The organism is Microbacterium alcoholitolerans (genome assembly GCF_050408615.1).
GTDB lineage: Bacteria > Actinomycetota > Actinomycetes > Actinomycetales > Microbacteriaceae > Microbacterium.
In genome coordinates, this window is the sequence record NZ_JBNTKD010000001.1 from 369138 (window position 1) to 383288 (window position 14151).

12 protein-coding genes are annotated in these 14151 nt (G+C 69.3%); 4 read left to right on the forward strand and 8 right to left on the reverse strand.

The features are described from left to right. Position 1: 1 nt before the first annotated feature. Together ACQUSX_RS01800 and ACQUSX_RS01805 are read right to left on the reverse strand one after the other, a co-directional pair. Positions 2-1450, reverse strand: a complete 1449-nt coding sequence (locus tag ACQUSX_RS01800; RefSeq protein ID WP_428905263.1) for a glycerol-3-phosphate dehydrogenase/oxidase — start codon at positions 1448-1450, stop codon at positions 2-4. Next, positions 1447-2055, reverse strand: a complete 609-nt coding sequence (locus ACQUSX_RS01805; RefSeq protein WP_428905264.1) for a TetR/AcrR family transcriptional regulator — start codon at positions 2053-2055, stop codon at positions 1447-1449. The genes ACQUSX_RS01800 and ACQUSX_RS01805 overlap by 4 nt, the downstream gene beginning before the upstream one ends. Positions 2056-2075: 20 nt before the next feature. Between ACQUSX_RS01805 and ACQUSX_RS01810 the strand changes: the two genes are divergently transcribed. Genes ACQUSX_RS01810 through ACQUSX_RS01820 form a run of 3 tightly spaced genes read left to right on the forward strand, consistent with a single transcriptional unit; the run spans position 2076 to position 6280 of the window. Beyond that, positions 2076-3746 carry an FAD-binding oxidoreductase gene (locus ACQUSX_RS01810; protein WP_428905265.1) on the forward strand — a complete coding sequence of 557 codons (1671 nt, stop codon included), beginning with the start codon at positions 2076-2078 and terminating at the stop codon, positions 3744-3746. Next, on the forward strand, positions 3743-4651 hold the full coding sequence (locus tag ACQUSX_RS01815) for a diacylglycerol kinase (protein WP_428905266.1): 909 nt from the start codon (positions 3743-3745) through the stop codon (positions 4649-4651). Before ACQUSX_RS01810 ends, ACQUSX_RS01815 begins: the two co-directional genes overlap by 4 nt. Before the next feature lie 3 nt (positions 4652-4654). Further along, positions 4655-6280, forward strand: coding sequence for a GMC oxidoreductase (locus tag ACQUSX_RS01820; protein ID WP_428905267.1), 1626 nt, complete (start codon positions 4655-4657; stop codon positions 6278-6280). A 56-nt stretch (positions 6281-6336) separates the two neighbouring features. Here the strand turns inward: ACQUSX_RS01820 and ACQUSX_RS01825 are convergent, their stop codons facing one another. From ACQUSX_RS01825 to ACQUSX_RS01840, 4 genes are all read right to left on the reverse strand, one after another. Next, the gene (locus ACQUSX_RS01825) at positions 6337-8478 is read right to left on the reverse strand and encodes a 3-hydroxyacyl-CoA dehydrogenase NAD-binding domain-containing protein (protein ID WP_428905268.1); all 2142 of its coding nucleotides are present in this window, start codon (positions 8476-8478) and stop codon (positions 6337-6339) included. 5 nt (positions 8479-8483) lie between these two features. After that, positions 8484-9689: a thiolase family protein gene (locus ACQUSX_RS01830; RefSeq protein WP_428905269.1), complete on the reverse strand. Its 1206-nt coding sequence runs from the start codon at positions 9687-9689 to the stop codon at positions 8484-8486. A 73-nt stretch (positions 9690-9762) separates the two neighbouring features. Next, a complete protein-coding gene (locus ACQUSX_RS01835; RefSeq protein WP_428905270.1) occupies positions 9763-10956 on the reverse strand; it encodes an HRDC domain-containing protein in 1194 nt (397 codons plus the stop codon). Next, positions 10949-11530, reverse strand: a complete 582-nt coding sequence (locus ACQUSX_RS01840) for a DUF3000 domain-containing protein (RefSeq protein ID WP_428905271.1) — start codon at positions 11528-11530, stop codon at positions 10949-10951. Before ACQUSX_RS01840 ends, ACQUSX_RS01835 begins: the two co-directional genes overlap by 8 nt. A 25-nt stretch (positions 11531-11555) precedes the next feature. Between ACQUSX_RS01840 and ACQUSX_RS01845 the strand changes: the two genes are divergently transcribed. Beyond that, complete coding sequence (locus ACQUSX_RS01845; protein WP_428905272.1) at positions 11556-12719, forward strand: alpha/beta hydrolase family protein; 1164 nt, start codon at positions 11556-11558, stop codon at positions 12717-12719. Here the strand turns inward: ACQUSX_RS01845 and ACQUSX_RS01850 are convergent. Then, the gene (locus tag ACQUSX_RS01850; protein ID WP_428905273.1) at positions 12703-13134 is read right to left on the reverse strand and encodes a SufE family protein; all 432 of its coding nucleotides are present in this window, start codon (positions 13132-13134) and stop codon (positions 12703-12705) included. The two genes, ACQUSX_RS01845 and ACQUSX_RS01850, sit on opposite strands and share 17 nt — an antisense overlap. 51 nt (positions 13135-13185) lie before the next feature. Next, positions 13186-14082, reverse strand: coding sequence for a sulfurtransferase (locus ACQUSX_RS01855; RefSeq protein WP_428905274.1), 897 nt, complete (start codon positions 14080-14082; stop codon positions 13186-13188). Positions 14083-14151: the final 69 nt, after the last annotated feature.

The window sequence follows — 14151 nt, forward strand, 5'->3', positions numbered from 1 at the left end:
TCTAGCTTGCGAGCGTCTCAGCGACGATCCGTTCAATGATCGGCAGACAGCGCTCCCGATCCGCGTCCACGAGTCCGATGCGTGTGCGCCGATCGATGACGTCCTCGGCGGTCAGTGCTCCTTCCGCGCGCACGGCGAAGATGATGCCTTCCCGCGTGACGGAGATGCCGTCGGCGATCCCCGGGTCGACGTGGGGCGGGGGAACATCTAAGAGGCGCACGTCGGTCGTGCGCGACGCCGGCGCGTCGCCCGCGAGCCGCGTGCGCACGGCGAGATCGACGGCGTCCTCCGCCATCCGGCGGTAGGTGGTGAGCTTTCCCCCGAGGACGGCGATGACTCCCGAATCGGATGCTGTCACCAGATGCTTCCGGGAGATGTCGGCCGTGCTCTCCGATCTGCTGTCGATGAGGGGGCGAAGCCCGGCGAACGCGCCGCGCACCCGGTCGCGCGTGACCGGCACCGCGAGCACGCGGTTGAGGCTCGACAGGAGGAACGCGATCTCCGACTCGGTGGGCTGCGCCACCGACGGCACGGGGCCCGGGGCGTCCTCATCGGTGAGCCCGACGATCACCCGCCCTTGCTGCTGCGGCAGTGCGAAGACGTAGCGGCTGATCGATCCCTCGTGTGGGATCGTGAGCGCCGCCGCAGGGGAACCGAGGTCGGCGGCATCCAGCACGAGGTGCGTTCCTCGACTGGGCCGCACGGTGATCGACTCGTCCAGCGTCCCCGCCCACACACCCGTGGCGTTGATCACGGCGCGCGCGCGGATCTCGAACTGTTCGCGGGTGAGCGAATCCGACACCGTCGCGCCGTCTGCCCGCAGCTGCAGTGCGCGCACTCTGGTGAGGATGCGGGCGCCGTGTGCGGCGGCGGTGCGGGCGACGGTGACCACCAGCCGCGCGTCGTCGACGAGCTGACCGTCATAAGAGAGCATGCCCCCGCGCAGTCCCTGCGGCTTCAGTGCCGGCACCAGCCGCTGCGCCGTGCGGGTGGTGACGAGACGTGGTCCCGGCAGCGTCGAGCGAGGCGTGCCGGCCCGTACGCGGAGCAGATCGCCCATGCCCATGCCCATGGCGCCCGCGACGCGTTGACCCGCGGTGATTCCTGTACCGAAGGGCAGCAGCTGGGGGAGCGGGCGGATCAGGTGCGGGGCGATCCGTGTCATCAGCAGGTGACGTTCGCGAGCGCTCTCCCGTGCCGTCGCGAAGTCGCCCGTCGCGAGGTAGCGGAGTCCGCCGTGCACGAGCTTGGAGCTGAACCGGCTGGTGCCGAAGGCGAGATCCTCGGCCTCGATGAGCGTCACGGTGAGCCCCCGCGATGCGGCGTCCAGCGCTACGCCGGCGCCGGTTATCCCACCGCCGACGACGAGCACGTCGATGGTGCCTTCGGCCGTCTCGATCAGATCCGTTCGACGGCGGGCCGCGTTGAGATCAGGGGAGTGCTCGGTCACGGGCGCAGGTGTCCGTCGATGGCGGCGCGCAGCTCGCGCTCCCAGCCGGCTTCGTCGATGATGTGGGCGACCGTGCCGTGGGAGAGCACTGCCGACTGCGCGATCAGCAGCAGCATCACTGCCATCTCGTCGGGGGTGCCCGCTCGGATGCCGCCTTCGTCCTGCGCTGCGGCGATCGCGGCCGACAGCCAGCGCAGGATCATGCGCTGGCTCTGTCCGACCCGCTGCAGGGTGTAGCGGGTGAACGCCTCGGGCTCATCGGCGAGCAGTCGCGCATACACCGCATCCGACCGGAACTGCGCGATGAACGACAGCACGGTGTCCACGAGCGCCGCGCGGGTGGGGACCGGAGCGGGCACCGCGTCGAGGATGCCGGCGACGCGTCGCAGCAGCGCCGAGCGCACCACGTCATCGGCATCGGCCCAGCTGCGGTAGATCGTCGGCCGGCTGAGCGCGGATCTTCGGGCGATCTCGGCGATGGTCACGCCGTGCACGCCGCGACGCTGGAGGAGCGCGTCGGCGGCGTCGAGGATGCGCGCCTGGGTGGCGTCCCACTCGGGGCGACGGATGCCGCTTGCCGCGCTCTCTGGTTGACGTTCTTCCATGATCTGTCACACTGTAACGCATGGAACAGGCGATGCCCAGGGGCGGGAAGCGCGCGGGCGAGATGCGGACAGGCGAGATGCACGATGCGGTGCTCGGGCAGCCGATGCGCTGGAACGGCTGGGGCGATCCCGCCAAGGCCAAGGAGCTGCCGTTCGCCGTGCGCAGTCTGATCCCCTTGCTCCTCGGACGCATAAAGCGCCCTGGGCCGCCTCCCGCCTTGACCGACGTGCACATCCCGGCGAGCGCCCTCAGCGGGGATGATCTCGACGCCTTGCGGGATGTCGTCGGTGCGGAGCACGTCGACAGCGACGACGCGGCGCGCATCCGCCACGCCGGCGGCCGCTCCACGCCCGACCTGCTGCGGCGCAGGCGTCCGGAGCAGCTCGCGCCCGACGCGGTCGTGCGCCCGGCCTCACATGACGAGGTGCGCGCCCTGCTCGATCTGGCCGCGACGCGCGGCATCGCGGTGATCCCGTATGGCGGCGGTACGAGCGTCGTCGGCGCCCTCGACCCCGAGCGCGGTCCCCATCATGCAGTGATCAGCCTCGATCTGCAGCGGCTCCACGGGCTGCTCGACGTGGACGAGATCAGCGGAGAGGCGACACTCGCAGCCGGCACGACGGGCCCCGCCGCAGAGGCGCTGCTCGCCGCGCGCGGCCTTGAGCTCGGCCACTATCCGCAGAGCTTCCGCTATGCCAGCATCGGCGGCTTCGCCGCCGCCCGATCGTCGGGGCAGAACTCGGCCGGTCACGGCCGCTTCGACACCATGGTCACGGGCCTGCGCGTCGCGACCCCGACGGGCGATCTCCGTCTCGGCCGCTCGCCGGGCTCGGCCGCCGGCCCCGACCTCGTGCGGGTCTTCCTCGGTTCGGAGGGGATCTTCGGCGTCATCACCGAGGTGCGCCTGCGCGTGCATCCGATACCGCGCGAGCGGCTCTTCGAAGCGTGGACCTTTCCCGGGTTCTCGGAGGGCGTCGAGGGGCTGCGTCAGATCGCCCAGAGTGGTGGCGGACCCACCGTGATCCGCCTGTCCGATGAGGCCGAGACGGCGGTCAGTCTCGCCCAGGTGGGCAAGATCGGCAAAGCCCTCGTCAAGGGCGCGAGCGTGGTGACGGTGTACGAGGGCGAGGACATCCCGCAGCGGCGGGAACGCGCCGCCCAGGTGCTGCGCGCGGCCGGCGGCAGCTCGTCCGGCCAAGGGGCCGCTGAGGAGTGGCTGCACGGGCGTTTCGACGGTCCGTATCTGCGCGACGCCCTGCTGGATGCCGGTGTGTTCTGCGAGACGCTGGAGACGGCCACCACGTGGTCGAATCTGTCACGGCTGCGCGGTGCGGTGGAGGACGCCCTGCGCGAGGGATTGTCGGATGCCGACGCCAAGAGCTACGTGATGTGCCACGTCTCGCACATCTACCCGACCGGCGCTTCGCTGTACTTCACGGTCCTGGCGGGGCTGCGCGGCGACCAGGTCGCGCTCTGGCAGCGTGCCAAGGGACGCGTGAACGACGCGATCATCGCGGCGGGAGGAACGATCAGCCACCACCATGGTGTGGGACGCGATCATGCGCCGTGGCTCGCCGAGGAGATCGGCGAGACCGGCATCCGCATTCTCACCGCGATCAAGCGCGAGCTCGATCCGACCGGCATCCTCAATCCCGGGGCGGTCATCCCGACGGCGTCGCGAGCGTCATGAGTCCGCGCGGGCACATCGCCGTCATCGCCAACCCGCACTCCGGGAAGGGCCGGGGGCACCGTGCCGCGGAGTCGACGATCGCCGCACTGCGCGAGTTCGGCGCGGACGTGCGGGCCTATGCGGGCGGCTCCGCTGCGGAGACCCGCGAATTGGCGCGGCAGGCGCTGGCCGCCGATCCTGATGTGCTCGTCGTCGTCGGTGGGGACGGCACGCTCTCCGGCATCCTCGATCTGCTGGAGCGGAGCGACGTGCCGGTCGCGCTCGTTCCCGCCGGAACCGGGAACGATCTGGCACGGGCACTGGGCCTTCCGCGTCGCGACGCGCCCGCGGCCGCGGCGCTGGCCGTGCGGGGTGAGGTGCGCGTCATCGACATCGGCGAGGCGCGCAGCGCCGATCGGACGACATTGTTCCTGTCGGTCGCCGCGCTCGGCTTCGACGCGAAGGTCAGTGACCGCACGAATCGGCTGCGCTGGCCTCGCGGGGCGATGCGGTACTACTTCGCCCTGGTGATCGAGCTGATCCGCCTGCGCCCGCTAGCGTTCCGCATCGCGATCGACGGCGAGGCCGAGCACAGCGCCCCCGGTACTCTGATCGCCGTCGGCAACACCACCAGCTACGGCGGTGGTATGCCGGTGTGCGCAGGCGCCGAGCCCGACGACGGCTTCCTCGACGTCGTGCATGTCGGTCCACTCAGTCGTCTGCGCCTCGTGCGGCTGTTCCCGCTGCTGCTGAGCGGCCGGCACCTGAGCCGCCCGGAGGTGACCCATCGGCGCGCTCGATCGGTGCGCGTGAGCGCACCCGGGCTGGTGATCTACGCTGACGGGGAGCGCATCGGCAGCGAATCGGCTGTGCTCTCGGTGCGCGCGGCCGCACTGCGGATCATGGTCCCGACGGTCGGAGAGTGACGGATGCCTGATTTCGACATCGACGTGGCGATCATCGGCTCGGGATTCGGCGGCTCGGTGGCAGCGCTGCGGCTGAGCGAGAAGGGCTATCGGGTGCAGGTCATCGAGGCCGGCCGCCGATTCGAAGACGACGACTTCGCGAAGACGTCGTGGGATGTGCGCCGGTACCTGTGGGCGCCGAGACTCGGATGTCACGGCGTGCAGCGCATTCACCGGCTGCCGCACGTCATGATCCTCGCGGGCGCGGGAGTCGGCGGGGGATCACTGAACTACGCCAACACGCTGTACGAACCGGGCGACGCGTTCTTCGCCGACCCGCAGTGGCCGGACAGCGTGCGCTGGAGAGACGAGCTTCCGCCGCACTACGCCACCGCGAAGAGAATGCTCGGCGTCGTCGAGGGCTATCCGCACACCGGTCCCGTCGAGCGCATCATGCGCGGCGCGGCCGCAGACCTCGGCGTCGAGGACACCTTCCGGTTCGCCCCGATCGGGGTGTTCCTCGGGATGCCCGGTGTCACTGTCCCCGATCCCTTCTTCGACGGGGAGGGCCCTGCCCGCACGGGATGCACGCTGTGCGGCAACTGCATGGTCGGCTGCCGGGTCGGAGCGAAGAACACGCTGATGAAGAACTACCTGGCCCTCGCCGAGCAGCGCGGCGCGGTGATCGAGCCGATGCGCACCGTGACCGAGGTGCGCGAGCATCCTGATGGCGGGTATCTGGTGACATCTGAGCGCAGTGGAGCCTGGCTGCGTCGTCACCGTCGGACCATCCGCGCCGAGCAGGTCGTGTTCGCGGCCGGCACGTGGGGTACGCAGCAGCTGCTGCATCGCATGAGGGCATCCGGTGCCCTTCCGCACATCTCGGATGCCGTCGGCCGCCTCACGCGCACCAATTCGGAAGCGCTCGACGGCGCCGTCGCCACTCGGGTGCCCGATTCGGCGAAGCTCGCGGAGGGTGTGGCGATCACGACATCGTTCCACGTCGACGAGCGCACGCACGTCGAGAACGTGCGTTATGGCCCGGGCTCCAACCTGATGGGCGCCCTCGCCTCCGTGCTGGTCCCGGGTGATCGGGCGCTGCTGCGGCGCCTCGGCACGCTCATCGGACACGCTGTGCGGCATCCCGTCAGACAGTTCCGGCTGGGCTCGCTGCACCGCTGGAGCGAGCGCGGCATCATCGCCCTGGTCATGCAGACCGCGGACAACTCGCTCACCCTGTCACTGCGTCGCCGTCTCGGGCGCCACGTGCTGACCAGCCGCCAGGGGCACGGTGAACCGAACCCTTCCTTCCTGCCGCAGGCGCACGACGCCGTCAGAGCCATGGCGCGTCGAATGGAGGCCGAGACCGGGGTCCCATCGGAGGAGCGCGGCTCGTGGCCAGAGGTCTTCGGAATCCCGATGACAGCGCACTTCCTGGGCGGAGCCGTCATCTCGGCCAGTCGCGAGCACGGAGTCATCGACGCGTACCACCGCGTCTGGGGGCATCCCGGTCTGCACGTCGTCGACGGCGCCGCGGTGCCCGCAAACCCGGGCGTGAATCCGTCGCTGACGATCACCGCGCTGGCCGAGCGGGCGGTATCGCACTGGCCGGACCGCGGCGAGCCCGACCGGCGCCCGATCCAGCGCTGAGCGAGACGCCCCGTCCGGCCTGCTCGGTCGGACGGGGCGTCGGAGTGCTGCGGGTGTCAGCTCTCGATGCCGCGGATCGGCGGATTGTGGAACGTCCCACCGAACACGCGCTCGGAAGCGCCCTCGCGATCGAGGTACGGCGAGGCGCCGCCATCGATGAACGGCCAGCCGGCGCCGAGGATGAGGCACAGGTCGATGTCCTCGACCTCTGGCACGACGCCTTCGTCCAGCATGAGCCGGATCTCCTGGGCGAGGCCGTCCTGCACCCGGGTGAGGATCGTGTCGGCGGATGCCGGCGTCGAGCCGACAGCGCCCTTGAGCGTCTTCTCGGCGGCCTTGGTCCAGCCGGTCACGCGGCCGCCCTTGTCCGTCTCCACGACGGCATCCAGCTCGGCGAGGGCGTGGAAGTTGTCGTTGGCGTAGAACCGGTCGGGGAACGCGCGCACCATCGTGTCCTGCACGTGGGCGGCGACCTTCCAGCCGACCAGGTCGATCAGCTGGAACGGGCCCATCGGCAGACCGAGCGGACCGAACGCCTTCTCGACCTCGGCGATCGGGGTGCCTTCGTAGACGGCCCGCGCCGCCTCGCCCATGACCTTCGCCAGCAGTCGGTTCACGACGAAGCCTGGCGCGTCGGCGGTGAGCACGCCGTTCTTGCCGAGGCCCTTCGCGACCACGAAGGCGGTCGAGAGGGCGGCATCGCTGGTATGCGGCGTCTTCACGATCTCGATCAGCGGCATGACCGCGACCGGGTTGAAGAAGTGGAAGCCTACGAGACGCTCGGGGTGGGCGAGCTTCGAGCCGATCTCCTCGACCGAGAGCGAAGAGGTGTTGGTCGCGAGGATGGCATCCTCGGCGATGATCTTCTCGATCTCGCCGAACACCTGCTGCTTGACGCCGACCTCTTCGAAGACGGCTTCGATGACGAAGTCGCAGTCCGCGTAGATCGATTTGTCGGTGGTGCCGGTCACGAGCGAGCGCAGCTTGTTGGCGGTGTCGGCGTCGAGACGGCCCTTCTGCTCGAGCTTGCCGATCTCGTCGTGGATGTACGCCACGCCCTTGTCGACGCGCGCCTGGTCGAGGTCGGTGATGAGCACCGGGACCTGCAGCTTGCGCACGAACAGGAGCGCGAACTGGCTGGCCATCAGCCCGGCGCCGATGATGCCGACCTTGGTGACCTTCTTCGCGAGCGTCTTGTCGGGGGCGCCGACCGGGCGCTTCGCGCGCTTCTGCACCAGATCGAAGGCGTACATCGACGCGGCGAACTGGTCACCCGTGACGAGCTCTGCCAGAGCCTCGTCTTCACGCGCGAAGCCCTCTGCCTTCGTGCCGCTGCGGGCCTTGTCGAGCAGGTCGAGGGCCACGTACGGCGAGCGCGGCACTGTGCCGATCTTCGACTCGAGCATATTGCGCGCCATCTTGATGGCGACGGGCCATTTCACGGTGCGCTCGATCTTGCCCGGCTGGTTCTTGCGCTCGACCTTCTTGCCGCCGAGGACGGCGTCAGCCCACGCCAGCGAGTTCTCGAGGAAGTTCGCAGCGGGGAAGATCGCATCCATCAGCCCCAGCTCGAACGCCTGCTGCGGCTTGAGCATGCGGTTCTGCTTGAGCGGGTTCGAGATCACCACCTCGAGGGCGTTCTCGATGCCGATCAGGTTCGGCACCAGGTATGCGCCGCCCCAGCCGGGGATGATGCCGAGGAACACCTCGGGCAGCGCGAGCGCGGCTGCCGATGCATCGACGGTGCGGTAGTCGGAGTTGAGTGCGATCTCCATGCCGCCGCCGAGGGCGAGGCCGTTGACGAACGCGAACGAGGGGACGCCGAGTTCGGAGAGTGATCCGATGACCTTGTGGCCCAGCTGCGCGATCAGCCGTGCGTTGTCCTTCGAGCCCACGCGGCTGATGTCGGAGAGGTCGGCGCCGGCGGCGAGGATGTACTGCTTGCCGGTGATGCCGACGGCCTGGATCTCACCGGCCGCGGCGCGCGCTTTGAGCGTGTCGAGCGTCTCGCCGAGCTCGGTGAGCGTCGCCGGCCCCAGCGTGTTCGGGCGGGTGTGATCGCGTCCGTTGTCGAGCGTGATCAGCGCGAGGACCTTGCCGGATGCGAGGCGGATGTCGCGCACGGGGGAGTGCGTGATCACTTCGCCCTCGGTGAGCGCCATGATCGGCGAGAAGTCGACCTTGCTGTAATCGGTCATCCCGTTCACTTCCTCTTCTTGCCGTTGTAGAACGGGTTCTCCCAGATGACCGAGCCGCCCTGCCCGAGACCAACGCACATGGCGGTCAGGCCGTAGCGCACGTCAGGGCGCTCAGCGAACTGCGCGGCGAGCTGGATCATCAGCCGGACGCCGGATGCCGCCAGCGGATGCCCGACTGCGATCGCCCCGCCCCACTGGTTCACACGCGGGTCGTCGTCGGCGATCCCGAAGTGATCCAGCAGCGAGATCACCTGGATGGCGAAGGCCTCGTTCAGCTCGAACAGGCCGATGTCGTCGATCGTCAGGCCGGCCTTCTTGAGCGCCTTCTCGGTCGACGGGATCGGGCCGATGCCCATGATCTCCGGCTGGACGCCGGCGAATGCGAAAGAGACCATCCGCATCTTCGGCGTCAGGCCGAACTCCTTGACAGCACCGCCGCCGGCGAGCAGCGACATGGTCGCGCCGTCTGTGAGGGGAGAGGAGGTGCCTGCGGTGACGCGACCGTGCGGACGGAACGGCGTCTTCAGCGCGGCCAGGTCCTCCATCGTGGTCTGCGGGCGACGACCCTCATCCTCGATGGCGAGACCCCATGCGCCGTCGGCGTCCTTGATCGCGACCGGCACGAGGTCCGGCTGGATCTTGCCCGCGTCGTACGCCGCCTGAACCTTGTGCTGGCTCAGCATGCCGAACCGGTCCGAGCGCTCCTTGGTCAGGTGCGGGAAGCGGTCGAAGATGCGCTCGGCCGTGACGCCCATGTTCAAGGCCCCGGGGTCGACCATCTTCTCCGCGACGAAGCGCGGGTTCGGGTCGGCATTGCTCCCGATCGGGTGGTGACCCATGTGCTCGACTCCGCCGGCGATCGCGAAGTCGTACATGCCGACGCCGATGGACGCCCCCATGGTGGTCACACTGGTCATCGCGCCGGCGCACATGCGCTCGACGGCGAGACCGGGAACGGTCTGCGGAAGCCCGGCGAGGATGGCGACGGAGCGGCCCAGGGTGAGCCCCTGATCGCCGGTCTGCGATGTCGCGGCGATCGCCACGTCGTCGATGCGCTCAGCCGGTACGTCGGCGTTGCGCTCCATCAGGCCGATGGTCGCCTTCACGGCGAGGTCATCAGCGCGGGTGTTCCAGTACATGCCCTTTTCGCCGGCGCGCCCGAAAGGTGTGCGCACTCCATCGACGAAGTAGACGTCCGATAGCTCGGCCACTCTGCCTCCAAAGGTTGGGGATGCCCCCAGCCTAGGAGCCCGCTCGAGACGCCAGGAATCGGTTGGGTCGAACCTACGAAGCGTCTTCGACCGCGTCCGATTCGATTTGCGGGCCCTCTACAAAGGCATCCGCGATCTTCTGTGCAGTATGCGCAACTTGCCAGGCACGCGCGCCGAGCCCACTCAGCGCCTCGCCGATGGCTTCGGCGGTGAGCGCGGGCGGATCCCAGGCGACCCTGCGCAGGTGATCGGGCGTCAGCAGGTTCTCCGTGGGCATGTGCAACCCCTCGGCGAGCGCCTCGACGACCGGGCGCGCCGCCTTGAGCCGCAGATCCGCCTCGGGGTTGCGATCGGCCCAGGAGCGCGGCGGTGGCAGCGAGTCGCTGGGCACGCGCTCGCGGGGCAGGTCCTCGGTGGTCCGCCCTCGCTCGATGGCGCTCCACCAGCGGTCCAGCTGCGTGCGGCTGGCGCGGCCGTTGAACTCCTTCAGCCCTGCGAGCGCCTGTTTCGACTGCGGCGCGGCGACGATCGCGGCAAGCAGCGAACGGTCCGGGACAAGGCGTCCAGGGGAGACGTCGATGTGCTGCGCGTACTCCTCGCGCGCCGTCCACAGTTCGCGGGCCACAGCGAGCTGTCGCGCGCCGCGAACCTTGTGCAGACCGCTGAGCCGGCGCCACGGCTCCTCACGGGGAGGCTTGGGTGGGCGCGAGAGCGTTGCCGCGAACTCCTCGTCGGCGATATCCGCCTTGTGCGCCTTGATGAGCTCGTCGACAAGCACGTCCCGCACGTCGACGAGGTGCAGGACGTCGAGCGCGGCGTACTCGAGCCATGGATCGGGCAGCGGACGCGTCGACCAGTCGGCCGCCGAGTGCGCCTTCGCGAGCGAGATGCCGAGCGCGTGCTCGACGACGGCCGCGAGACCGAACCCGTCGCTGCCGAGCAGCCGCGAGGCGAGCTCTGTGTCGAAGATGCGCGCGGGGGAGAGCTCGAGCTCTCGCAGCGAGGGGAGATCCTGACTGGCGGCGTGGAAGACCCACTCTTGATCGCCGATCGCCTCCTGCAGCGGTGCGAAGTCGCCGATGGCGGGCGGGTCGAAGAGGAAGACGCCGGCGTCACGGCGGAAGACCTGCACGAGATAGGCGCGCTGCGAGTAGCGGAATCCGGATGCGCGCTCGACATCCACGGCCACCGGGCCGGAGCCGTCGGCCAGAGCGTGCGCTGCGTTCTCGAACTCCGTGCGGTCGCTGATCACGGAGTATTCAGCCACGTCCGCCCTTTCTCGCGCCGAGCACAGCGACGCCTTCTGAACCAGGGGGGAGGCCTGCCAGCATCCCCACCAACTCCGTCCATGCTTCCACATGTGGGCGCAGCGGGGCATCCGGCGTCCACGACGCGCGCAGCTCGATCTGCGCACCGTCGCCCTCTCCGGCAAGACTGCCGAAGCCCTTCGAGAGCATCTTGGTCGAGGTCCCAGAGGCGGAGTGGTATGCGGCGGCGCGTGAGTCGAGAGCGTCGACGAGCCAGGACCAGGTGACGTCCGCGAGCAGCGGGTCGGTGCCGATCTCGGGCTCCAGCGGTGCCTGTGCGAACGCCACGATGCGCCAGGCGCCGCCCCAGGACGAAGGGGCCTCGGGGTCGTGCAGCAGGACGAACCGCCCGGTGCCGTAGACGGAGTCGCCATGGTCATCGGGGCGGACATCGGCCGCCAGCGCAAGCGAGAACGGTGCTAATCCGCTCGGGGACGGGATCTCTCGCACGACGATGTCGTCGCGGAACGGCGTCGCTCGCAGCTCTGCCGCCGCCTCTGCGAAGCGTGCTGCGGCGTCCGGGTGTGCGGTCACGTGGACAGGCTAGAGTCAGGAGGCGATGAAGAGTCTCAGGCACGCCGTAGCCCTCGCCGTCCCTGCCGTGATCGCCGCGGGTGCGGCGGTCGCGTTCACGGTGTTCGCCACAGCCCGCAGGGTCGTCACACCGGCAATCAGGCGCAACGACACCCAGATCATCGCGGTCGACACCGGCGCGCAGACGATCGAGCTGAACCGCACGCCCGACACCGAGTTGCCCGGTCGGTACGGCCTGTTCACCACCGGCACCTACGGCTACGTGAAGCTCGGCGCGGTGCTCAGCGCCGATGCCAAGCACGTGCGCCGCAAGCTGCTGACCCAGATCGAGCCCGGAGCTCGGGTCGACCGGGACGCGGCCTTCAGCGGGTGGTATTACGTCACGCCCAGCGAGCTGCATCTGCCGTGGGAGAGCGTGCTGATCGGCTCGCCGGCCGGTCCGTGCCCGGCGTGGCTGTTCCCCGCGGCATCCGACACCTGGGTGATCCAGGTGCATGGGCGGGGCACGACGCGCTCCGAATGCCTGCGCGCGGTACCTGTGTTCCACGCGCTCGGCCTGCCCACGATGGTCGTGTCGTACCGGAACGACGGAGAGGCGCCGCGCTCGCGAGGCGGCGCCTATGCGCTCGGCACGGCGGAGTGGCGGGATGTCGACGCCGCCATCGGCTACGCACTGCGCCACGGTGCGCGCCGCGTCGTGCTGATGGGCTGGTCGATGGGTGGCGCGATCGCGCTGCAGACCGCAGTGTCCAGCGGGCATCGCTCGGCGATCGCCGCGCTCATCCTTGACTCGCCGGTCGTGGACTGGCGTACGGTGCTGCGGTTCCAGGCGCGGGAGTCCGGGCTTCGCGAACCGCTGCCCGCGCTCGCGATGGGCGCTCTGGGGAACTCCGTCACAGCGCGCCTCAGTGGTGCGGAGGGCGCCATCGCGTTCGACCAGCTCGACATGGTCGCGCGCGCCTCAGAGCTCGAAGCGCCGATCCTGCTGCTGCACAGTGACGACGACGGGTTCGTGCCGGCGGATGCCTCGCACGCGCTGGCGGCCGCACGACCCGACCTCGTCACGATGCCGACCTTCAGCGTCGCCAGACACACCAAGATCTGGAACTACGACCAGACCGGCTGGACCGCGGCCATCACCGACTGGATGATGGCGCAGGGGCTCGGCGAAGTCAGCGCTTCTGCCTGACCTGGTTCTTGGCTCGGAGCAGCATTCCGGTCATCCCGCCGATGCGCAGTGGCGAGACCGACTTCGTCAGCCCGATCGTCTGGGGGAAGTCGTCCGGGATCGCCAGCACCTCGTCGGCGCTGAGCCCGGTGATCCCCTGCACGAGGATGCTGGCGAAGCCGCGCGTGGTCGGAGCCTCCGGCGGCGCCGTCGCATGCATGGCGACGACGCCGCCGATGACTTCGACGTTGATGAACACGGGGGACTGGCACTCCGCCACCCGCTCGTACATGTCCGGGTGATCCGCGAGATGCGCGGGCACCGGCGGCAGCTCGTTCGCGAATTCGAGCAGCAGCTCCAGCCGATCGCCCTCGGGCAGGTCGAGGAAGTCGTCGCGGAACTCCGCGAGCTTTGCAGGAACGTGCGTGTCAGTCATCCCTGCGATTCTCCCATGCTCGCAGTGCCTCCGGTTCAGAGTGGACCCGACTCAGCGCGAACCGGGCTCGGCGCCGGTGACGATCGGAACGCGCACCGCGCTGCCCCACTCGGTCCAGGAGCCGTCGTAGTTGCGCACGTTGTCGAAGCCGAGCAGATGCTGCAGCACGAACCAGCTGTGGCTGGAGCGCTCGCCGATCCGGCAGTACGCGATGACGTCATCGCCCGGCTTCAGCCCCGCGCCGTCGAGGTAGATCGCCTCAAGCTCCTGTCGGGACTTGAATCCCCCGTCCTCTGCGACCGCACGAGCCCACGGCACGCTCTGTGCGGTGGGGATGTGGCCGCCGCGCAGAGCGCCCTCTTCGGGGTACGCGGGCATGGTCGTCCGCTCGCCGCTGTACTCCTCTGGGGAGCGGACGTCGATCAGCGGGGTGGAGCCGATCGCGGAGAGAACGTCCTCCTTGTAGGCGCGCAGAACCGAGTCATCGCGCTCGATGACCGGATACTCGGTGGCCGCACGCAGCGTCTTCTCGGTGGTGATCTCGCGGCCCTCGGCGATCCACTTGTCACGGCCTCCGTCGAGCAGACGGACGTCTTCATGTCCGAACAGCGAGAACACCCACAGCGCGTAGGCGGCCCACCAGTTGTTCTTGTCGCCGTAGATGACGACCGTGTCATCGCGCGCGATGCCCTTGCGGCTCAGCAGCTCGGCGAAGCCCTCGCCGTCCACGTAATCGCGCACGACCGGGTCGTTGAGCTCGGTGTGCCAGTCGACCTTCACCGCACCGGGGATGTGCCCCGTCTCGTACAGCAGCACGTCCTCGTCGGACTCCACGATCACGAGGCCGGGGGTGTCGAGGTTCGCGGCGAGCCACTCGGTGGTCACGAGGCGGCCGGGCTCGGCGTACTCGGCGAACTTCGTGGATGAGGTGTCGTGTTCGACAGTCACTGTTGCTCCTCTGGATGCGGGACGCCGGGTAGGCGGGATGACGGCGTAAAGTTGATCCGTCCCCCATTG

Coding starts and splice junctions, on each gene's coding strand:
- ACQUSX_RS01805 (WP_428905264.1), bottom strand. CDS start 2,055: ATGGAAGAACGTCAACCAGAGAGCGCGGCAAGCGGCATCCGTCGCCCC.
- ACQUSX_RS01810 (WP_428905265.1), top strand. CDS start 2,076: ATGGAACAGGCGATGCCCAGGGGCGGGAAGCGCGCGGGCGAGATGCGG.
- ACQUSX_RS01815 (WP_428905266.1), top strand. CDS start 3,743: ATGAGTCCGCGCGGGCACATCGCCGTCATCGCCAACCCGCACTCCGGG.
- ACQUSX_RS01820 (WP_428905267.1), top strand. CDS start 4,655: ATGCCTGATTTCGACATCGACGTGGCGATCATCGGCTCGGGATTCGGC.
- ACQUSX_RS01825 (WP_428905268.1), bottom strand. CDS start 8,478: ATGACCGATTACAGCAAGGTCGACTTCTCGCCGATCATGGCGCTCACC.
- ACQUSX_RS01845 (WP_428905272.1), top strand. CDS start 11,556: ATGAAGAGTCTCAGGCACGCCGTAGCCCTCGCCGTCCCTGCCGTGATC.
- ACQUSX_RS01850 (WP_428905273.1), bottom strand. CDS start 13,134: ATGACTGACACGCACGTTCCTGCAAAGCTCGCGGAGTTCCGCGACGAC.